The sequence below is a fragment of the Paraburkholderia kururiensis JCM 10599 = LMG 19447 genome (genome assembly GCF_003986935.1).
Taxonomy (GTDB): domain Bacteria; phylum Pseudomonadota; class Gammaproteobacteria; order Burkholderiales; family Burkholderiaceae; genus Paraburkholderia; species Paraburkholderia kururiensis.
The window spans coordinates 162,241-181,775 of sequence record NZ_RJZE01000004.1; the positions used below are offsets into that span (position 1 = coordinate 162,241).

Annotated in this window: 16 protein-coding genes; 5 read left to right on the plus strand and 11 right to left on the minus strand. The window is 63.1% G+C overall.

What is annotated here, in order from left to right; translation table 11 throughout:
- Window positions 1-157: 157 nt before the first annotated feature.
- From PKKP23_RS06200 to PKKP23_RS06230, 7 genes are all read right to left on the minus strand, one after another.
- The gene (locus tag PKKP23_RS06200) at window positions 158-1,600 is read right to left on the minus strand and encodes an efflux transporter outer membrane subunit (RefSeq protein ID WP_126876225.1); all 1,443 of its coding nucleotides are present in this window, start codon (window positions 1,598-1,600) and stop codon (window positions 158-160) included.
- Entirely contained in the window at window positions 1,593-2,804 is a 1,212-nt protein-coding gene (locus tag PKKP23_RS06205; RefSeq protein ID WP_126876226.1) for an efflux RND transporter periplasmic adaptor subunit, read from the minus strand. Before PKKP23_RS06205 ends, PKKP23_RS06200 begins: the two co-directional genes overlap by 8 nt.
- On the minus strand, window positions 2,794-6,030 hold the full coding sequence (locus tag PKKP23_RS06210; RefSeq protein WP_017776497.1) for an efflux RND transporter permease subunit: 3,237 nt from the start codon (window positions 6,028-6,030) through the stop codon (window positions 2,794-2,796). Before PKKP23_RS06210 ends, PKKP23_RS06205 begins: the two co-directional genes overlap by 11 nt.
- A 212-nt stretch (window positions 6,031-6,242) precedes the next feature.
- Window positions 6,243-6,917: a response regulator transcription factor gene (locus tag PKKP23_RS06215; RefSeq protein WP_017776498.1), complete on the minus strand. Its 675-nt coding sequence runs from the start codon at window positions 6,915-6,917 to the stop codon at window positions 6,243-6,245.
- 31 nt (window positions 6,918-6,948) lie between these two features.
- The gene (locus PKKP23_RS06220; protein ID WP_240658776.1) at window positions 6,949-7,917 is read right to left on the minus strand and encodes a LysR family transcriptional regulator; all 969 of its coding nucleotides are present in this window, start codon (window positions 7,915-7,917) and stop codon (window positions 6,949-6,951) included.
- Window positions 7,918-7,928: 11 nt separating this feature from the next.
- Window positions 7,929-8,312, minus strand: coding sequence for a hypothetical protein (locus PKKP23_RS06225; RefSeq protein ID WP_033351536.1), 384 nt, complete (start codon window positions 8,310-8,312; stop codon window positions 7,929-7,931).
- Between the two features lie 29 nt (window positions 8,313-8,341).
- On the minus strand, window positions 8,342-8,641 hold the full coding sequence (locus PKKP23_RS06230) for a hypothetical protein (protein WP_126876227.1): 300 nt from the start codon (window positions 8,639-8,641) through the stop codon (window positions 8,342-8,344).
- A 103-nt stretch (window positions 8,642-8,744) separates the two neighbouring features.
- Here PKKP23_RS06230 and PKKP23_RS06235 point away from each other — a divergent pair, with 103 nt between their 5' ends.
- Entirely contained in the window at window positions 8,745-9,905 is a 1,161-nt protein-coding gene (locus PKKP23_RS06235) for a porin (RefSeq protein WP_168724537.1), read from the plus strand.
- A 124-nt stretch (window positions 9,906-10,029) separates the two neighbouring features.
- On the opposite strand, the gene PKKP23_RS06240 is transcribed toward PKKP23_RS06235, so the two are convergent.
- Complete coding sequence (locus tag PKKP23_RS06240) at window positions 10,030-10,338, minus strand: DUF4148 domain-containing protein (protein ID WP_126876229.1); 309 nt, start codon at window positions 10,336-10,338, stop codon at window positions 10,030-10,032.
- Between the two features lie 11 nt (window positions 10,339-10,349).
- Here PKKP23_RS06240 and PKKP23_RS33735 point away from each other — a divergent pair, with 11 nt between their 5' ends.
- On the plus strand, window positions 10,350-10,493 hold the full coding sequence (locus PKKP23_RS33735) for a hypothetical protein (RefSeq protein ID WP_161978078.1): 144 nt from the start codon (window positions 10,350-10,352) through the stop codon (window positions 10,491-10,493).
- A gap of 117 nt (window positions 10,494-10,610) precedes the next feature.
- On the opposite strand, the gene lhpI is transcribed toward PKKP23_RS33735, so the two are convergent.
- The 3 genes from lhpI to PKKP23_RS06255 are packed head-to-tail and all read right to left on the minus strand — an operon-like array spanning window position 10,611 to window position 13,818.
- Window positions 10,611-11,525: a bifunctional Delta(1)-pyrroline-2-carboxylate/Delta(1)-piperideine-2-carboxylate reductase gene (gene lhpI, locus PKKP23_RS06245; RefSeq protein ID WP_126876230.1), complete on the minus strand. Its 915-nt coding sequence runs from the start codon at window positions 11,523-11,525 to the stop codon at window positions 10,611-10,613.
- A gap of 15 nt (window positions 11,526-11,540) precedes the next feature.
- Entirely contained in the window at window positions 11,541-12,950 is a 1,410-nt protein-coding gene (locus PKKP23_RS06250) for an NAD(P)/FAD-dependent oxidoreductase (protein WP_240658777.1), read from the minus strand.
- Window positions 12,901-13,818, minus strand: coding sequence for a LysR substrate-binding domain-containing protein (locus PKKP23_RS06255; protein ID WP_126876231.1), 918 nt, complete (start codon window positions 13,816-13,818; stop codon window positions 12,901-12,903). The genes PKKP23_RS06250 and PKKP23_RS06255 overlap by 50 nt, the downstream gene beginning before the upstream one ends.
- A 156-nt stretch (window positions 13,819-13,974) precedes the next feature.
- Here PKKP23_RS06255 and PKKP23_RS06260 point away from each other — a divergent pair, with 156 nt between their 5' ends.
- The 3 genes from PKKP23_RS06260 to PKKP23_RS06270 all read left to right on the plus strand — a co-directional run bounded on the left by PKKP23_RS06260 (window position 13,975) and on the right by PKKP23_RS06270 (window position 19,478).
- Window positions 13,975-15,003: a DUF1338 domain-containing protein gene (locus PKKP23_RS06260; RefSeq protein WP_126876232.1), complete on the plus strand. Its 1,029-nt coding sequence runs from the start codon at window positions 13,975-13,977 to the stop codon at window positions 15,001-15,003.
- A 10-nt stretch (window positions 15,004-15,013) separates the two neighbouring features.
- Window positions 15,014-17,992, plus strand: a complete 2,979-nt coding sequence (locus tag PKKP23_RS06265) for an FAD-binding and (Fe-S)-binding domain-containing protein (protein ID WP_126876233.1) — start codon at window positions 15,014-15,016, stop codon at window positions 17,990-17,992.
- Window positions 17,993-18,326: 334 nt separating this feature from the next.
- On the plus strand, window positions 18,327-19,478 hold the full coding sequence (locus tag PKKP23_RS06270) for a branched-chain amino acid ABC transporter substrate-binding protein (protein ID WP_017776509.1): 1,152 nt from the start codon (window positions 18,327-18,329) through the stop codon (window positions 19,476-19,478).
- Window positions 19,479-19,535 lie beyond the last annotated feature (57 nt).

The following is a 19,535-nucleotide window of genomic DNA, read 5'->3' on the forward strand; positions in this document are numbered from 1 at the left end:
CTCGCGGCGACGCGACAAGAGGGCTGTAACGTATAACGCAGTGATCTTGAGGCCGCCTGCATTGCAGGCGGCTTTTTTTTCGACTGCTCCGGCGCTCGTTTGCAGGGTTCTTTGCCGCACTTGTGCCGCGGTCAAACTGTGCCGTGCAGGCGACGCATCAGGATGCCGCAGCCGCTGCGGTCTGCAGCGACTGCGCCGACCAGCCGCCACCCAGCGCCTCGATCAGACCGACAGCTGCTTTCAGCCGCCGCGTGTGCAACTCCAGCGCTGAAATCTGCGTGGTGAGCGCGGTGGTTTGAGCCGTGACCACGTCGAGATAGCTCACCACGCCATCGCGATAACGCGACATGGAAAGCGCGAGCGTGCGCTGCGCGGCGTCGAGCGCAGCATTCTCTCGCGTGGATTCGTCTCCGAGATGATGGAGCAGCGCGAGATTGTCTTCGACCTGCTGGAAAGCGAGCAGCACGGTGGCCTTGTAGTCGGCGCCGTTTTCGGCAAGCTGTGCGCGCGCTTCGCGCACGACCGCGGCACGCCGTCCGCCGTCGAAGAGCGTCATCATCAGATCGGGGCCGATCGACCAGAGTTCGTTGGGTGCCGCGAGCCACGGCGAGAACGTGTCGCTCTGGAAGCCGCCGGCGAGGCCAAGCGAAATGTCGGGAAAGAATGCCGCCTTTGCCACGCCGATCTGCGCGTTGGCGGCGGCCACGCGACGCTCGGCGGCGGCCACGTCGGGACGGCGCTGCAGCAGCGCGGCGGGAATGCCGACGGGAATGTGCGGCACGTGCGGTGTCGCGGTTGCGGGTTCGAGCGAGAACTGCGAGGCCGGCACGCCCGTCACCGTGGCGATGGCGTGCTCGAAGAGCGCCCGGCGTGCCTTGATGTCTTCCGCGGCGGCCTGGGCGGATTCGAGCTGCGTCTGCGCACGCGAGACGTCGAGTGCCGAAGCGATGCCGCCGTTGTGGCGGCTCACCGTGAGTTGCAACGCGCGGCGATACGCGGCAATGGTGTCGTCGAGCAGTTGCGCCTGCCGGTCCAGACCGTTTAGCTCGAAGTACGCGGTGGCAAGGCTCGCCTCCAGACTCAGGCGCAGCGAGGCGAGATCCGCACTGGCCGCGTCGAGTTCGGCGCCACCCGCCTTCACCTCGTTGCGTACCTTGCCCCAGAGGTCGAGGTCGTAGCTCGCGCCCAACTCCAGCGTATTCGAACCGTAGACGTTGGGTTGATCCACGCCTCGCAGAGGGCGGCGTGCGGATTGCCGGTCGCGCTCCACGTCCACCTCGGCGCCCACGGTGGGGAAGAGCCCCGCGCGGGCCTGCGTCAACAGCGCCGCGGCTTCGTCGTGACGAGCCACGGCTGCCGCCACGTCCGGATTGGCCGCCGCGACTTGCGGCTCAAGCCTGTCGAGCACGGGGTCGTTGAATACGCGCCACCAGCCGTCGCGCTCAATGCGGTCGGCAGGGCGGGCCGTTTGCCACGGTCCGGCTTCCTTGAAGTGCGTCGGAATGGCGGTAGCAGGCGCGTGGTAGGGCGGCGCAAACGAGCACGCGCCCAGCGTGGCCACGACAAGCGCCACCGCCACGGCGAGAGTCTTCTTAGCCATGCGTCTGCTCCGCGTCGTGGGCCGCGGGTGTTGCCGCGACCTTCTCTGTCGACGCTACGCGCACGGCGTCGCCTTGCGCGAGCGAGTCGGGCGGGTTGTCGATCACACGGTCGTCAGGCTGAAGCCCGGAGGCGATTTCGACCTGCGTTCCGAGGTCCGTGCCGATGCTCACGTGGCGCAGCTGCACGTGGCCCTGTGCGTCGGCTACGGCCACTTGCAGCCCGCTCTGCCGGAAGATGAGCGCGCTGGCCGGAATCATGAGTCCGTGCGCGTTGCCGGCCAGCGCGAGATGCACTTCGGTGTATTCGCCCGGAAACAGCAGCCCTGCGCGGTTGTTCACGGCGAGTTGCACGAGCAGCGTGCCCGACGACGGCGTGATGGCGTGATCGGTGTCCACGAGCTTCGCGTCGAACCGCATGTCCGGACGCTCGGGCACGGTCAGCGTCGCTGTCATGCCGGGATGGATGGCGGCCGACTCGCTTTGCGGCACGCTCACGTAGACGCGCAGTTGATGCGCGTCCGAAACGGCGAAGAGCTCGGGGCCGCTGCCGCTGCCGGCGTCGATCAGCGCGCCCACGTCGGTCTTGCGCGCCGTGACCACGCCGTCGAACGGCGCCGTGATGCGCTTGAACGATTCGAGCGCTTCGAGGCGCCGCACGTTCGCCTCGTTGGCTTCGACGGTGGCCTGCCGCGCGAGCAGGTCCGCCGTTTTCTCATCGGCCTCCTGCTGCGAGACCGAGTCCTGCTTGAGCATCTCGGTCCAGCGGCGTGCGGTGGTGGCCGCGAGCTTTTCGTTGGCGATGGAGTTCTGCAGATCGGCCTTGGCCTGCTGCAACTGCTCGTCGAGGTCCGGTGTGTCGATCAGGCCGAGCAATTGCCCCGCCTTCACCTGCGTGCCGATGTCGGCATACCACGCATGCAGATAGCCCGAAACGCGTGCATAGATGGGCGCGTTGACGAACGCGGCAAGGCGGCCGGGCAGCACGAGCGACTGGCTGGCCGCCGTGTGCTGCGGCGTCACGGTGACGACGGTGGGAATCGCCTGCGCCTGGGTCCACGTCGTGAGTTCCTGTCTGGCGTGAACGCGGCTAAAGATGCCGCCCGACACGACACCGGCCACAACGAGGATGGCAACGGCGCCGGCCGACTTCAAGGCACGCAGCCGCTGCGGCTGGCTGATCTCGATCTGCACTTCAGTGGACATGGGTTTCTCCCGGTTCCATGGCTGGGTGATCTGAATGATGGGCACCGTCGCGGCGATGCACGAGGCTGAAAACGACGGGGACGAACAGCAGCGTGGCGCACGTGGCCCAGATGAGGCCGCCGATGACCGCGCGTCCGAGCGGTGCGTTCTGTTCGCCGCCGTCGCCGAGTCCGAGCGCCATCGGCGCCATGCCGATGATCATGGCGAGCGCCGTCATCAGCACCGGACGAAAGCGCGTGAAGCCCGCTTCGAGCGCGGCCACGAGCGCGTTGCCCGTGACGGCGAGCCGCTCGCGTGCGAACGAAACGACCAGGATGCTGTTGGCCGTGGCCACGCCCATGCACAGAATCGCGCCGGTGAGCGCGGGCACCGAAAGCGGCGTGTGTGTGGTGAACAGCATCCACACGATGCCGGCGAGCGCGGCGGGCAGGGCCGTGACGATCACGAACGCGTCGCTCCACGAATGGAAGTTCACGACGATGAGCAGGTAGATCAGCACGATGGCGCCGACGAGACCCAGCAGCAGGCCCGTAAATGCGCTGTTCATGGTCTCTACCTGGCCGCGCAGCGTCACGACCGACCCTTTGGGCACGTCGTGCGCGGTGGCATGAATTGCATCGGCGATGCGCGTGGCGACTGCGCCCAGGTCGAGCCCTTGCGGGGTGGCGAAGATGTCGTAGAGCGGCTCGATGTTGTAGTGCGAGACCACGGCATCGGTCTCGCCGCGCGTGATCGTGGCGATGCCGCCCAGAATCTGCGAGGCGCCGCTCTTGTCCGTGACGGGCAGATTCTCGAGGTCCGAGAGCGTGGTCATGCGGTACTGCGGCGTCTGCGCAATGATCGGATACGACACCCCGTTGTGCGGGTTCAGCCAGAAAGTGGGCGCGACCTGGCCCGTGCCGGACAGGCTCGCCACCACGGAATTGGTCACGTCCTGTTCCGTGATGCCGAGTTCGTCGGCGCGCGAGCGATCCACGGATACGGTGAACTGCGGATAGGTGGACGCCTGCTGGATGCGCGTATCCGCGATGCCGGGAATCAGCTGCAGGCGGCGCAGGAGTTCGTTCGCATAGCGGCGATTCGCGGGCTGGTTGGGACCGCTCACCTGCACGTCGATGGGGGCGGGCGCACCGAAGTTCAGGATCTGGCTCACGATGTCGGCCGGCAGGAACGAAAACGTCGTGCCGGGGAACGCGCGCGGCAGCACGGTGCGCAGTTCGTGCACATAGCGGGCGGTCGGCGCGTGGTCCGCGGTGAGCGAGATCAGAATGTCGCCGTCCTGCGGGCCAATCGTGCCGCTGTTGCTGTACGTGAGGTTGATACCGCTATTGGGCAGCCCGATGTTGTCCACGATGTTCGCGAGTTCGGCGGGCGGTATCACGCTGCGCACGGTGGCTTCGATACGATCGAATTCGGCTGCGGTGTCTTCGATCCGCGTACCGATGGGGGCGCGTACGTGCAGCGCGATTTCGCCCGTGTCCACGTCGGGAAAGAAGTTGCGTCCCAGCCACGGCACGAGCAGGAACGACAGCGCCACCACCGCGAGAAAGCCCACGATGAAGCGCTTGCGATGCATCAGCGCCAGCCCGAGCACCATGCGATACAGGGCGCGCGCGCGCTCGAACCTACGCTCGAAGGCACGCTGGAAAAGTACGAGCGGGTTACGCGAACGCGGCGCGCGCGGATGCGCTCCGTGCGGCGACATCACCGCCGCCAGTTCGCCGGACGCGTGGCCGCCCGACGCGTGCGGCCGCAGCAGGTAGCGCGCCATCATGGGCACGAACGTGCGCGACAGCACGAACGAAGCGATCATCGCGAACATTACGGACTCGGCCATCGGCACGAACAGGAAGCGCGCCACGCCGTTGAGCAGCAGCATCGGCACGAACACGATGCAGATGCACAGCAGCGAAACGAACGCCGGCCCCACGATTTGCGCGGCGCCGTCGAGAATCGCGGCGCGCACGTTCTTGCCCTGTTCGAGGTGCCAATTGATGTTCTCGATGGTGACGGTCGCGTCGTCGACGAGAATGCCCACTGCGAGCGCGAGCCCGCCTAGTGTCATCACGTTGAGTGTTTCGCCCATCGCCGAAAGGGCTGCAATGGCCGCCAGCACCGCGAGCGGAATGGAAGCCGCGATGATGAGCGTGGAGCGCCAGCTTCCGAGGAAGAGCAGGATCATCAGCGACGTCAGCGCCGCTGCAATGACGCCTTCGCGCGCCACGCCGCTCACGGCGCCTTTGACGAAGGTGGACTGGTCGCTCATGGTGACGAGCTTGAGGCCGGGCGGCAGCGTGGCTTCGATACGCGGCAGCTTCGCCTTGACGCCCGCGATGATGTCGAGTGTCGAAGCCGAACCGTTCTTGAGGATGCTCATGAGCACGGCACGATGGCCGTCCACGCGCACGACGTTCGTTTGCGGCGGATAGCCGTCGCGCACGTGTGCGACGTCGCGAATGTAGATCACCGCGCCGTCCACGGTCTTTACGGGCAGGTCGTTGAGTTCGTCGAGCGTGAGCGGGCTGTTGTTGAGTGCGATGTTGTATTCGAACGGGCCGATCTTCTGCGTGCCCGCGGGAATGATCTGGTTTTGCTGCGCGAGCGCGGTGGCCACGTCTTCGGCCGAGAGCTTCTTTTCCTGGAGCGCCTGCGGATCGAGGTCGATCTGCACGTCGCGCACTTTGCCGCCGTAGGGCGTGGGGATCGCGACGCCCGGCACTGAAATCAGCTGCGGCCGGATGAAGTTGGTGGCGTAGTCGGCGAGCTTCTGTTCGTCGAGCGTATTGCTCGTGAGTGCGAGCTGCAACACGGGGACGGTCGACGCGTTGTAGTTGAGTATCTGCGGCGGCGTGGTGCCCGGCGGCATCTGCTTGAGCACCGTTTGCGAGATGGAGGTCACCTGGGCGGTGGCGGTGCGCACGTCCACGGTGGGCTGGAAGAAGATCTTCACGATGCCGTAGCCGCGATACGACTGCGACTCGATGTGGGCCACGTCGTTGACCGCGGTGCCGAGCGTGCGCTCGTAGTACGTCACGATACGGCCTGCCATGTCCGCGGGCGGCAGGCCGGTGTAGTTCCACACCACGCTGATCACGGGAATGCGGATGTTCGGGAAGATGTCGGTGGGGGTGCGCAGCGCGGCGAGCGGGCCAGCCAGAAGAATCAGCATGGCCAGCACGATGAAGGTGTAGGGCCGGTTCAGGGCTAGCCGGACTATTTTCAGCATCAGGAATGACTCCGTTCGAAACGCCTTGGACCGCGGCAAGCCGGGTGAGCGCGAAGGCTTTGCGCGGTGCCGCATTCGTGCGGCGATTGCATTCTGGCGGGGTAGCGCTAACAGCGACGGCCCAAAAAAATGAAAGAAGTTTTAGGACGACTGGAGAGGGGCGAAAGAGGGAGTCGCGAGAAAACAGAAGGCCCGCTTGCGCGGGCCGAAGCTCAACCGAGGAGATAACCGGAGCCCCGGATCGTACGGATGAGGGAGCGCTCGCCGGCCTCGTCGAGTTTCTTGCGCAAACGGCCCATGTGGACGTCGATGAGATTGGTGCCCGGATCGAACCGGCCGCCCCATACGGACTCGAAGATCATCGTGCGCGTGAGCACCTGGCCCGCGTGGCGCATCATGAATTCCAGCACGCGTAATTCCGTGGGCTGAAGCTTCAATACATGCGAGCGGTACGTAGCCCGGCGCTTGACGAGGTCGAGTTCGAGCGGGCCGACGCGCAGCACCGTTTCGTCCGCAGCGGGCTTCGAGCGGCGGCGCAGCAGCGCTTCGATGCGCGCGTAGACCTCGTCGGACGAGAAGGGCTTCGGGACGTAGTCGTCGGCGCCTGCGCGCAGGCCCTGAATGCGATCTTCCACGCCGGTCATGGAACTGATCATGAGCACCGGTGTTTCCATGCCGACGCCGCGCATGGTCGTGACGATGGCGAGCCCGTCGAGGTCGGGCAGCCGGCGATCGAGCGTGACGGCATCGTAGTCGCCTGCCATGACCATGGCGATGCCTTCGCGTCCCGTACGCGCGACGTCGACGATGAATCCGGTATGACTGAGCACGCGCACCAGGTCTTCGGCCGTGAGCTCGTCATCCTCTATGGTGAGTATCTTCGGCATGCTGACTATAGGGTGAGGCGTGTGCGGAATGTCATGCCACAGCGCGCAATACCGCGCCGGGACTTGTATTCGAAACGGTGGCCGGCGAAGCGCCATCGGAAGACGGCGTGCCGATTGGCCCGCGGTACTGCTCCACGGCGAAGTCGATGAAGCTGCGCACTTTCATCGTGAGGTAATGGCGCCCGGAATACACGATCGAGATACGTTGCAGGCCGCCGTTGATCTCGTAGCGGTCCAGCACGGTGACGAGCAGCCCGCGCGCGAGGTCTTCCACGACGAACGGCATGGGCAGCACGGCGATGCCCATGTCGGCGAGTGCGGCCGCGCGAACCATCGCGCCGCTCGTTGCGGCCAGGGTGCTGTTGACCGACACGCGATGCGCGCCTGTCGGCCCGTGAAATTCCCATACACGTGTGCCGTTCGAAACGGCGAGCAGATCGTGCCTCGCAAGCGCAACGGGGTCGCGCGGCATTCCGCAGCGCGCAACGTAGGCGGGCGAGGCCACCGCGATTTCTTTCACCGAAGTCAGATGTCGGCTCACGAGCGACGCGTTCACGGTCTGATGTTCTGTCGTGAAGATGACGTCGAAGCCGCCTTCGATCATATCGATGGGTGCGTCATAGAGCGTGACGTCGAAGTCCACGCGCGGATTGAGCCCGCGCCATGTGGCGAGCAAAGGCGCGAGGCCCGCCGCAAAGACAGTCGGCGCGGCGACGCGCAGCACACCGCTTGGGTCACGCACGGCGCGAACCAGTTCGGACTCCACCTCGTCGAGCTTTTCGATCACGGCCCGGCAGCCTTCCAGATAGACGCGTCCGGCTTCCGTCAACGAAAGGCTGCGCGTGGAGCGATTGAGCAGACGTACGTTCAGGTGCGCCTCCAGCATGCCGACACTGCGCGTCACCGCGGCAGCCGACATGCCAAGCTGCTTGCCTGCAAGATTGAAGCTGCTCAATTCGACGACGCGGGTGAATACCCGCATGGCTTGTAGCTGGTTCATGTACGGTCCGTTCAGTTCGGCAAGGCGTGAGCGTGAACCGACATGGCCATGTCGGGCTCCGACGAAGCGATTGCTTCTTTCATGCGGGCGAGGCTTTCGGTGGGAATCGCAAAACCGGTCCAGCCGAACCCGGTGTGCCGGAGGAAAAGCACGATGCCATCGAAGAGCGGATTGCGTTCGATGTACCAGCACGGGTCGATTTCGAGCAGATATTGATGCGTACGCGAGGGCTGTGTCGCAACCGCGGGTTGCATGTGCGCGCGGATCTTGCCCAGCTCTTCGATCAACCCATCGACTTCGGCTGCGTCGAGCATGGCTTCGTGCTCTGCAATCGCCACGCGTACCGCGTGCGCGCCGTATTCGTTGACCATCTCGACAGACATTGGATATCGCATCTTCATGATCTCCTGATTCGACAGGCGGATTATCGAACCCCGATTCGGTAAAGAGATTGAAGAAGTCGCGAGCCGAACATGAAAAGTTGTTTAAGGAAGCTGCCCCTTGCCGCGCGCTGCAACTGCTGACCACTATGTAGACGCGCAATGTTGGTCAAGACGTCCATCGGCAAAAAAACAACGACGCCGCAGCGCGTGATCGAACGGATATTCGTAGCTGATCCGCGCGCAAACAGGTGCGCGGTGTGCGCGCCGCATTTTGTGGAAGATTGAATTGCAGTATTTCGCGACGTGCCGATATTTCGGCCTCCATAGACTTCGTCGTCCACTGGTTTTCGCGCCGGCCATTGCCGATGCGCGCCGCCCTGGACCTGGACATTCCAGTACCTCGCATAAGGAACCACGATGATGAAGACAAGACAGAAGAAGACGATGCGGTTGAAACTACGCCTCTGCGCGTGGCTGCCTGCGTTGCTCGTTGCCGGCACCGCGCACGCGCAGTCAAGCATTACGTTGTACGGCCTGATCGACGAAGGGCTGAACTTCACGAGCAACGCCGGCGGACACAACGCATATCAGCTCAAGAGCGGCGACACCTACGGTAGCCGCTGGGGGCTCAAGGGCAGCGAGGACCTGGGCGGCGGTTACCACGCGATCTTCCTGCTCGAAAACGGCTTCGACAACAATAGCGGGACGCTTGGCCAGGGCCAGCGCATGTTCGGGCGTCAGGCCTACGTGGGTCTGTCATCGGACCAGTACGGCACGATCACGCTGGGACGTCAGTACGACACGAGCGTCGATGCGCTCGGTTTCGGCGCGTTGACGGCAGCCGGCGGCTGGGCCGGCGACGTGAACTCGCACCCGTTCGACAACGACAACGCGGACTGGGATTTTCGTATCGACAACGCGGTCAAGTACGTCAGCCCGACCTACCGCGGCCTGACGGCAGAAGCGATGTACGGGTTCGGCAATCAGGCGGGCGGTTTTGCCGACAACCGCATGTGGGGCGGCACGCTTAACTATCAGAATGGCGGGCTCAGCATGGCCGCGTCGTACCTGAAGTTCAACAGTCCTGGCGCGACCGCCGCGGGCGCGGTGGGAAGCGACGCGCTCTTCGTCGGTTCATCTGAGCAGAACATCGGCGTTGCCGCGTCGTACCGGTTCACGAAGGTGCTTGTGGGCGTCGCCTACTCGCACGTGGATGTGTACGATCCGACGGCCAACGCGTACTTCACGACGGCGGGTACGCAGCCTTCAGGCGGCCAATGGAATGCGTGGAAATTCGACAACTTCGAGCTGAACGGTCAGTACTACTTCAAGCCGAATTTCTGGCTCGGTGCCGGCTATACCTTCACGCAGGCTCACCTGCATTCCACGGCGGGCTCGTTCGAGCCGAAGTGGCATCAGATCGGGCTGATGCTCGACTATGACGTGAGCCGGCGCACGTCGCTTTACGTTCAGGGCGCCTATCAGCACGTGGTCAGCGCGCACACGGGTACGGATTTCGACTTCGCGAATATTCCTGCCGCGGCCGGTATGTCGACGAGCGAAAACCAGATGGTGTATCGCGTGGCGATGATTCACCGGTTCTAGCAGACCGCACGTCGCTACTGCGACGTCAGGTCCTGCGATGCTGAAACGCCGGTCTGCCGCACGCGTCTTTGCGTGGGGCAGACCGGCGGGTGAGGTCGCGCCTGGAGCTGGCGCTCAATCATGCTCAATTCGCTGCAGCGTTGTTGGCGGCAACGTGATCCGCAGGGTGGCAGTCGGCCTCGTATTTCGCGTGCAGCCGCTGCTCTGCCGTGTCGATATCGCTGGGATAGTCCGCGTCGTCGCCTGCGGACGGGTTGTATCCAACCGATTCGAGTTCCTCCAGTTCCTGCATCAGTTGTGCGTGCGTCACCTCGCCTTTGAGCGGGACGAACGGGTAGTCGTTGCATTCCTGCGGCGTAAGCTTCGCGGCGAGTGCGCTGGTGCTGGCGACGAGAGCAAAGGCGGAAATCAGCATTCTGGACGTGCGGTTCATGGCATTCCTCATTGAACATCGATCAGACAAGCTCGGGCGCGTCGCCCGAACGGGCGTGGCTGGGGCTGACGATGAAAAGCATAAGGAACACGAACTATCGCAACGGTATGCGCTTCGTGAAAGATATTTCACCGAAGCCCACGCCGAACGCTTGAGGAACCGGCATCCAGGCGTAGGGCAGTTACTGTCTGTCTGGACGAAGTCTTTCAAACGGCTTCCTCGTCTCATCACGCACAAGTGCCGAGACGACAGGTACGGGTTGATCGTTGAATTCAACGGCCCCGGATCGCTGAACGCGCGACGCGGCACGCCGCCAGGTCCCATGCGCCGCTGCCTACGGTCTTCAGCAGGATCGGCTTGTCCTTCGGCACCGGCTCTTTGGAGGCTGACGCCAGCGAGCGCACCACCGGCCAGTCCACCGCCGCCTGAATCAGATCGCCGGCTTCCTCGCGCGTGGCGTTGAGGTCATCGACAAAGACGGTGCTTGCTTTGACGGTCTGCGGTGCGATCTCGGCAGCGTCGGGCGTGAATGCGCCCACGCCGATGACGAGCCGGCCCGCATTCGCTGCTTCGGTATAAACGGGGGTTTTGCTTGTGGTGACAGTGATCACCGTGTCGATATCATCCGGCTTTCCTTCGCACGCAGACATGACGGCCACACCTGACTGGTTCATCGTCGCGCAGAAGTCGCGCTCCGCTTCCATGTGCAGTCCGCGAACGTACAGGGATGCGTCGGGGTACAACTGGCCGATTGCGGCGGCATGGAACCGGGCCTGCTGACCGGTGCCGATTAGCAGGAACGACGAGGGCGTGTGGGGGTGAAGCAGACGAACGCCCAACATGGAGAGCGCGGCGGTTCTCCGCCCTGTGACCGTTGGGCCGTCCAGGATGAACTCGGGCTGTCCCGTCGCTCCGTCGCAAACTGTCACCGTGCCGAAGATGGTCGGCAGATTCTTCGCGACGTTTGCAGGGCTCACGCTGACGAGCTTATGGATGGCAATCTCCGCGGCGCTCGCAGGCATCGAGAGAAACACGCCGCCGTCCTCGAGCGGCACGCTCATCCGGACTGGTGCGTGGATGAGTCCTGCCGCATGCTCAAGCGTAGCTTGCTTCAACGCTTCCACCAGAGCGCTGAAGTCGAGAAGTCGTGCCGTCGCCCTGGCGTCGAAAACCTCGATTGTTTCCATACTTTCTTCTCCTTATTAAATGCGCCGATGCGAACGGTCTTTTCCTCGGGAGAAACGGTCTACGCGGAATGGAAGCAGATCGACTTCGGGCGTAGTGCGAGCCATCAACTGCGAGACGAGTTCACCCGTCAGGGGTCCGAGCGTCAGACCCAGGTGCTGATGTCCCGTTGCAACGAAGACATTTCGTGCGTGGGGCAACTCGCCGATCATGGGCAGATAGTCGGGAAGGGTAGGGCGGTCACCGTGCCATCGCGACGCGACTTCGGGTATTGCACCCTCCGGAAACAGTTCGCGAAAGTGAGCCGCGAGAATGTCGGCGCGTTTCCAGTCGGGTTCGCTGCCTGCGCCAAGCTCTACCGTGCCGGCAAGACGAATGCCATCCGCCATGGGATTGCAGGTGAAGCCTCGTTCCATGAAGCTCACCGGCACCTTCAGCAAGTCGGTCTTCGGTTGAGAAAGCTCGACGTGGTATCCCCGTTCCGGCGTGAGCGGAACGTTGCTGCCCAGCGCTTCCAGGAATTGGCGACTTCGCGCGCCTGCGGCAATCAGAACCTTATCGGCAAGGGTCCGTTCGCCGTTGATGAGCAACTCGATCTTGCCGCCCGACGAAGGCTTGATGCCATCGACGGATGCCAGTCTGAAGCGCGCGCCGGCGTTCAGCGCCGCATCGAACAGACCTTGCACGACCTGATGCGGATTCGCGACTGAAGCCATGCCCGGAAAGTAGCGCGCATGGCTGATATGCGGCGTCAACGTCGGGAGAAATTCGCGGCGAACTTCGTGTGCCGTCAGATTCCGATACTGCACGCCGTAGTGGTCCAGCAAGGAAAGCGCCCGGTGCTCCGCGTTGCGAGCAACCGGTTTCTCGAATACGTAGAGCGAACCGATATCCCGGAAGAGGTCGCGCGCAATGTGCTGGTCGAGCAGGCGATGCCATGCCGCCGCTGCACGCGTGATGATGCTGGCGAGTGCCGCCGTATTGCGTTCGAAATTCCGTTGCCGTGACTGACGTAGAAATTCGACCATCCACGGCGTCATGCGCGGCACGCTGCATGGGTGAAGGCGCAGCGGACTATCGGAGCGCAGGAGCACGCGCGGAACGCCCGACAGCGTGTCGGGACTGGCAAGCGGGGCGACGTGATCGATAGCTATCAGTCCGGCGTTGCCGAACGAGCAGCCCATTCCGGGCGGCGCGGAGTCGACAAGCGTCATTCGGAATCCTGACTTCGCCAGATTGAATGCCGCGGCGGTTCCCACTACGCCGGCGCCGATGACAACGACGTCCTCCACATGAGTCTCCTGCCGAATGGATCGTTCGGCAGATACTACCCTATCAATTTCTGATGTGAAATAAATTTCGTATCGGAAACCGGCGCTACCGGGCTGCCTGGCCCTTTGTCGCGCTGTACGAGCCGGCTTCTTCAAGGAGCCACGCGCGAAACATCTCCAGCGGTTTGCCGTGCGACAGCTCAGTGGGATACACGAGGTAATAGCCGGAATCGCCCTCTGTCGAGGCGTTGAACGGAACGATCAGACCGAGTTGCTCGAGACGGTCTTCAACGAAGAACTTCGGCACCAGCGCGATGCCGAGGCCGGTCGCCGCTGCCGCAATCAGCATGGTGTGCAGTTCGTAGCGCACGCCGTGCATGGTCGAATTGTCTTCGACACCCAGGTCCGAGAACCAGCGCGTCCATGCGTCGGGGCGCGTGGTGGAGTGCAGCAACGGATACCCCAGCAGCTCATGCGGTTTCTTCACCGCCCGGGCGAGCAGGCGAGGGGAGCAGACGGGAACGGTTTCTTCGCCGAACAGGTAGTCGGCGGCGGTGCCGGGCCACGTTGGTTTGCCGTAATGGATGGCCGCTTCGAAATGGGATTCCTCGAACGAGAACATGTCGGTGCGCACGCCCATGTTGACTCTCACGTCCGGCGCGCGGTCGTAGAAAGCCTTGATGCGCGGAATCAGCCACTGCGACGCGAACGTTGGCAGTACTGCGAGTTCCAGATATCCGCCGCCGCCGCCGTGGGCGATGATCGAAAGAGTGTCCCGGTCAAGATTTTCCAGCGCGCGGCGCACCTGTGTGCCGTACAGACGTCCCGCCCGGGTCAGCACGACGCGCTGTTTCGCGCGGACAAAGAGCCGTACGCCCAGTTGCGATTCGAGCGTCGCAATCTGACGGGAGACGGCGCTCTCCGTGAGGAACAGTTCTTTCGCGGCGTGCGTGAAGCTCTCGTGCCGCGCAGCCGCTTCGAACGCCGTCAGCGCGCCCATGTTTGGAATTTTGAATTTGCGCATCTTAATTCCGAAAACTCATCACGTGGCAATTTTATCTCGCTTTACGCAAGGCACAACGATTTCAATAATGCGCAGCATGCAGAGTTGGTGTGCGCGCAGTACGCCAACGCGAGCTTCCCCGCCGCGCTTGCGCGGACATGCCTGAGAGAACCAATCATGCGTAATTCGAACGTCGAACGTTTGCTGGAAAAACTGCTCGGACCGGAAAAGACCGGCCGGCTCTTTGCCACCCTCAATTTCCCCACCGTGCTCACGGACTGGGAGGACGGCAATGTGACCCGTGCCGAACTGGCGCAGGCCATGAACATGGCGCTGTTCGACGATCTTCTCGAGCGCTCGCCAAACGGGCGCGCCTACACCGAGGACGCGATCGCGAACGGTGGCTCCGTCTATTTCGACCACGGCGCGTTGCGCACGGTGCGTTGGGCAGACAATGGCGCGCTGCCGCCGGGAGAGGCCGCGTTCACGCGCATCCTTCGTCCGTTGGGTTTCAGGCTCAATGGCCGTTATCCGCTCGACAAGCTGGGCATGACGGGCCGCGCATACGTGCACGCCGACGCGCCGGACGAGATCGCGCAGTTCTTCGTCAGTGAACTGCACCCTGAGCGTTTTTCGAGCGAGTTCCAGCAGGCCGTCTCCAACGTGCTGCGTTCGTCGAAAGACCCGCTCACGCCGCTCGCGGTCTCCCAGCTTTCCGAGCTGGAGCGCGACGGCCACCTGCCGATCGAGGCGGCACATGAACTGCTGCCCGTCATCGTGAGTGCATTCGCGCGTCAGCACGACATGCCGCATCTCAAGGACTACGAGGCCATTCTTCTGGAGTCCGCAGAAATGGCGTGGATTTCGACGGAGGGCAACGCATTCAATCACGCGACGGATCGCGTGGCGAACGTGTTCCAGCTCTCGGACGACGAAAAGGCGAAGGGACGCCCCATCAAGCCCGATGTCGAGCGGTCGCGCTCCGGCCGCGTGTTTCAGACCGCTTATCGCGCGGACGTCGTGAAGCGCGAGTTTCGTAGCGCTGACGGCAGCATCGTGACGCGCGAAGTACCCGGCTCGTTCTATGAATTCATTACCCGCAAGCGCGAGTTCGACGAAGCCGCGCGCAACTGGAAGACGGACCTGCGTTTCGACGCCGGCAACGCGACGGGCATCTTCAAGATGACGGCCAACGCGGCAAGGTAGGGTAGAAGCCGTGAAAGCAGCCACGCCGTTTCAGGCAAGCAGGAGCCTGCTTCAGCAGGTGGAAAGCGAACTGCGTCGCGCCACGCGCGGCGAAGTTCGGTTCGACGCGGGCTCGAAAGCTTTGTATGCTTCCGACGCTTCGAACTACCGGCAGATTCCGCTCGGCGTGGTGTTGCCCGCAGACGTGGACGACCTCGTGGCGGCCCTCGACACGTGCCGCCGCATGGACGTGCCGTTCCTCACGCGAGGCGGCGGCACGTCGCAGAACGGGCAATGCGTCAATGTCGCGGTGGTGGCCGATACAAGCAAGTACGTCAATCGCGTGGTGAGCGTCGACCCGGTCGGCCGAACCGCGATCGTCGAACCGGGCGTGGTCTGCGACACGCTGCGCGAAGCGGCCGAGCGGCACGGCCTGACCTTCGCACCCGATCCGGCCACGCACAGCCGTTGCACGCTGGGCGGCATGATCGCGAACAACTCGTGCGGCGCGCATTCGGTGATGGCGGGCAAGACCGTCGAGAATATCGAAGCGCTCGAGATCGCCACTTACGACGGCGCACGCTTCTGGGTCGGTCCGACCGACGACGCCGAACTCGAAAGCATCATTGCCGGAGGCGGCCGCAAAGGCGAGATATACGCGAAGCTGCGCGATCTGCGCGACCGGTACGCAGAACAGATTCGCGCCGAATTTCCGCAAATCAAACGACGTGTGTCGGGATTCAACCTCGACCAGTTGCTGCCTGAAAACGGCTTCAACGTTGCCCGCGCGCTGGTGGGCACCGAAGGCACCTGTGCCGTCACGCTGCAGGCCAGGGTTCGCCTTGTCCACAGTCCTTCCTGCCGTGTGCTGCTCCTGCTCGGCTTCAAGGACATCTACACCGCGGCCGACGCAGTGCCGCACTTCAACCGCTTCTCGCCCATTGCCATCGAGGGCCTGGACCGCGCCATCATTCGCGGCCTTCAGGCGCGTGGGCTGAAGAAGGACGAAATCGCGCTGCTGCCGGACGGCGACGCATGGGTCGTGCTCGAATTCGGCGCCGACACGCATGCCGAAGCGGTGCAACAGGCGCAGGAGGCTCATGCGTATTTCAGGTCCGGCCAGGGTGGCGCCGACGTAACGGGCTTTGTGGTGGAAGCGAAGACGCAGCAGCAGAAGGTATGGTCGATCCGAGAAACGGGCGCATCGGCGGTGGCGCTTTCGGTTGACCCTTCAGCCCCGGATCCGATGGTGGGCTGGGAAGATGCTGCAGTGGACCCGATGCGGCTGGGTGACTATCTGCGCCAGTTCCAGGCACTGGTCGACCGCTACGGCTACGAGACGTGTCTCTACGGCCACTTCGGCGATGGTTGCGTCCACGCGCGCATTACCTTCGACGTCCGAACAGTAGAAGGCGTACAGAAATGGCGCGGGTTTCTGCGCGAGGCCGCGCAACTCGTGGTCGACTTCGGTGGCTCGCTTTCGGGCGAACATGGCGACGGCCAGGCGAAGGCCGAGTTTCTGCCCATCATGTACGGGCCCGAAATCATGCGCGCCATGGAGGAATTCAAGGCGATCTGGGACCCGGCCAATCGATTGAATCCGGGCAAGGTCGTGCACGCTTATCGTGCTGACGAGAACCTGCGCATGGGCCCGGCGTACAAGACCGTTACGCTGAATACGAAGCTGACGTTTGCGAGTCCGGAAGGCAACGGCATGCAGCGCGCGATCGAGCGCTGCATCGGGATGGGCAAATGCCGTTCGCTCGACGGCGGCACGATGTGTCCCAGCTATCGTGCGACTCGCGAAGAGCAGTTCTCGACGCGGGGGCGTGCCCACCTGTTCTGGGAAATGCTGCAGGGGGAGGTGATTGCGGACGGCTGGGACAGCGAACCCCTGAAAGACGCGCTGGATGCCTGTCTGGCCTGCAAGGGTTGCAAATCGGATTGCCCGACCCACACGGATATGGCGTCGTACAAGGCCGAGTTTCTGTCGCACTACTACGAGAAACATCGTCGGCCGCGGCAGGCGATGTTCATGGGGAGAATCGGGCAATGGGCACCGCTGGCGAGCCGCTTTCCGTGGCTTACGAATTTTATGACTTCCTCCCGTCCCTTGGCTCGTATCAGCAAGTGGGTGGCAGGCGTGGCACCGCAGCGCAATCTTCCCGTGTTCGCACCGAAGACGTACCGCGCATTGGCGCGTCGTCGCCAGCAAGCGAACGATGCGGCGAGGGCGGCCAGGTCCGGCAAGGTGATTCTCTGGGTTGACACCTTCAACGAGCACTTCTCGCCCGAGGTCGCGATGGCTGCAACCAACGTGCTGGCGCATCTGGGCTACGAAGTCGTTTTGCCGCGCAAGCGACTGTGCTGCGGCCGGCCACTTTACGACTATGGCCTGCTCGACGAGGCGCGTGCGCTGCTGCGACATGCAGTCGACGAGCTACGCGAAGACATCCGCGCTGGCGTACCGGTGGTCGGGCTTGAACCAGGCTGTCTTTCCGTATTCAAGGACGAATTGCTGAAGCAGTTGCCGGACGACGCCATGGCTAAAAGGCTCGCGGAGCAGACGTTTCTCTTCTCGGACTTTGTGGCGCGCGCGGACTTTCAGTGGCCACAACTCGACGCCGATGTAGTCGTGCACGGGCACTGTCATCAAAAGGCGGTGTTTGGAATGAAGGGCGAGGCCGCGCTGCTCGACAAGCTGGGTGTCCGCTGGTCGTTGCTCGATACCGGCTGCTGCGGCATGGCGGGTTCGTTCGGATTCAATGCGCAACATTACGACCTCTCGCTGAAAATCGGCGAAGACAAGTTGCTGCCGCTAGTGCGCGACGCAGCGCCCGAAACGATCGTCGTGACGAATGGCTTCAGTTGTCGCGAACAGATTCAACAGGGCGCCGGCAGGCACACCCTGCATATCGCTCAGCTTGCGCAAAGAGCAATCAAGCTGGCGCACCTTCCTCAAACCGGTCTGCCTCTTGAAGCGGTGAGCGAAGTCGTGTCGGTATCCTGAATAGATTGATTGGTTCTTGATGAGCAAGGGGACGCGCAGCGTCCCCTTTTTGCTATCGAATCGAAGCAATGAGGGAATGCCCTGTGCGCCTGCAACGGAATTCCGGCTGCGTCGAACACCTCGGAACTTTCGGGGTTGATGATCAGAACGCATCACGTCGTGCATAGATATCGTTTGATGCAGGTCTATTGGCTACTGACAATCGCTCCACATCATCACCGGACGTGTGTTAGCCGCCAGTGGTTGGCCGGGAGATGAGTGTGTTGCGCGCGGTCGTCGAGGCAATCGTGCCGTGCGCAGTGTGTCGATTACAAATATCAAAGGAACTCTCCCCATGCTCTCCCGTATTTGCGTGTCCCGTCGCCCTCTCGTTGTCGCTCTTTCCCTTTGCTTCGTCTCCGCGGCAGCTTGCGCCCAGGAAGCGGAAGTCAAGATCGGCATCGCCGGTCCGCTCACGGGCGGCGGCGCGGCCTACGGCAAAGACATCGAGAACGGTGTGCGAATGGCCATCGAAGAAGCCAATGCGAGTCATCCCACTATCGGCGGCAAGCCGGTCAAGTTCGTCATCGATTCGCAGGACGATCAGAGCGACCCGCGCGTGAGCGTGCAGGTCGCTCAACGGCTCGTGGACGACCAGGTGTCGGTGGTCATTGGCCATTTCAACTCGGGCACCACGCTGCCGTCGTCGAAGATCTACGCGAAGGCGGGCATTCCGATGATCACGCCCGCGGCAACGAATCCGACCATTACGCAAGCAGGGCTCTCCACCATTTACCGCGTTATAGCAACCGATGCGCAGAACGCAGGCAACGCGGGCACTTATGCGGCCACGGTGACGAAAGCGAAGCGTATTGCCATCATCGACGACAGAACGGCATTCGGGCAGGGCGAAGCAGACGAATTCGAGAAGGCCGTGAAGGCGAGCGGCGGCACCATCGTCGACCGACAGTTCACCAACGACAAGGCAGTGGATTTTTCCGCCCAACTGACGGCCATCAAGAGCACCAATCCCGACCTCGTGTTCTTCGGCGGACTTGATACCCAGGCAGCCATGATCGTCAAGCGGATGCGCCAGCTCGGCATGAAGGCGCAGTTTCTTGCCGGCGGTGGCGTGATGGACGCGAACTTCATCAAGATTGCGGGGGACGCCGCCAACGGTTCGTCCGTGTGGGAATACGGCCAGCCGCTGTCGACGCTGCCCAAGGGCAAGGATTTCGAGGCGAAGTTCAAGCAGAAGTACGGCGCCGACATGCTCGCCTATGCGCCGTTCGCGTACGACGCAACGTGGGTCGCCATCAAGGCGATGCAAAAGGCCAATTCCGTGAAGCCCGCGGACTTCAACACAGCGATGAAAGGCACCGACTATCAGGGCGTTACGGGCCGTATCGCATTCACGCAAACGGGCGATCTGAAGAATCCCAGTTCGACCATGTATCAAGTCAAGAACGTGGCCTGGACGCCGATCACGACGAAGACCGCCGACTAGGCATCTAAGCGTGCAGCGAAGGATGCGTGAGGCACTCGTCAGAGATCCCACGCATCT

What these genes read in the sequence shown, in the direction of transcription:
- PKKP23_RS06200 (WP_126876225.1), bottom strand. Translation starts at nt 1,600, where the DNA reads ATGGCTAAGAAGACTCTCGCCGTGGCGGTGGCGCTTGTCGTGGCCACG.
- PKKP23_RS06205 (WP_126876226.1), bottom strand. Translation starts at nt 2,804, where the DNA reads ATGTCCACTGAAGTGCAGATCGAGATCAGCCAGCCGCAGCGGCTGCGT.
- PKKP23_RS06210 (WP_017776497.1), bottom strand. Translation starts at nt 6,030, where the DNA reads ATGCTGAAAATAGTCCGGCTAGCCCTGAACCGGCCCTACACCTTCATC.
- PKKP23_RS06215 (WP_017776498.1), bottom strand. Translation starts at nt 6,917, where the DNA reads ATGCCGAAGATACTCACCATAGAGGATGACGAGCTCACGGCCGAAGAC.
- PKKP23_RS06220 (WP_240658776.1), bottom strand. Translation starts at nt 7,917, where the DNA reads ATGAACCAGCTACAAGCCATGCGGGTATTCACCCGCGTCGTCGAATTG.
- PKKP23_RS06225 (WP_033351536.1), bottom strand. Translation starts at nt 8,312, where the DNA reads ATGCGATATCCAATGTCTGTCGAGATGGTCAACGAATACGGCGCGCAC.
- PKKP23_RS06235 (WP_168724537.1), top strand. Translation starts at nt 8,745, where the DNA reads ATGCGGTTGAAACTACGCCTCTGCGCGTGGCTGCCTGCGTTGCTCGTT.
- PKKP23_RS06240 (WP_126876229.1), bottom strand. Translation starts at nt 10,338, where the DNA reads ATGAACCGCACGTCCAGAATGCTGATTTCCGCCTTTGCTCTCGTCGCC.
- lhpI (WP_126876230.1), bottom strand. Translation starts at nt 11,525, where the DNA reads ATGGAAACAATCGAGGTTTTCGACGCCAGGGCGACGGCACGACTTCTC.
- PKKP23_RS06255 (WP_126876231.1), bottom strand. Translation starts at nt 13,818, where the DNA reads ATGCGCAAATTCAAAATTCCAAACATGGGCGCGCTGACGGCGTTCGAA.
- PKKP23_RS06260 (WP_126876232.1), top strand. Translation starts at nt 13,975, where the DNA reads ATGCGTAATTCGAACGTCGAACGTTTGCTGGAAAAACTGCTCGGACCG.
- PKKP23_RS06270 (WP_017776509.1), top strand. Translation starts at nt 18,327, where the DNA reads ATGCTCTCCCGTATTTGCGTGTCCCGTCGCCCTCTCGTTGTCGCTCTT.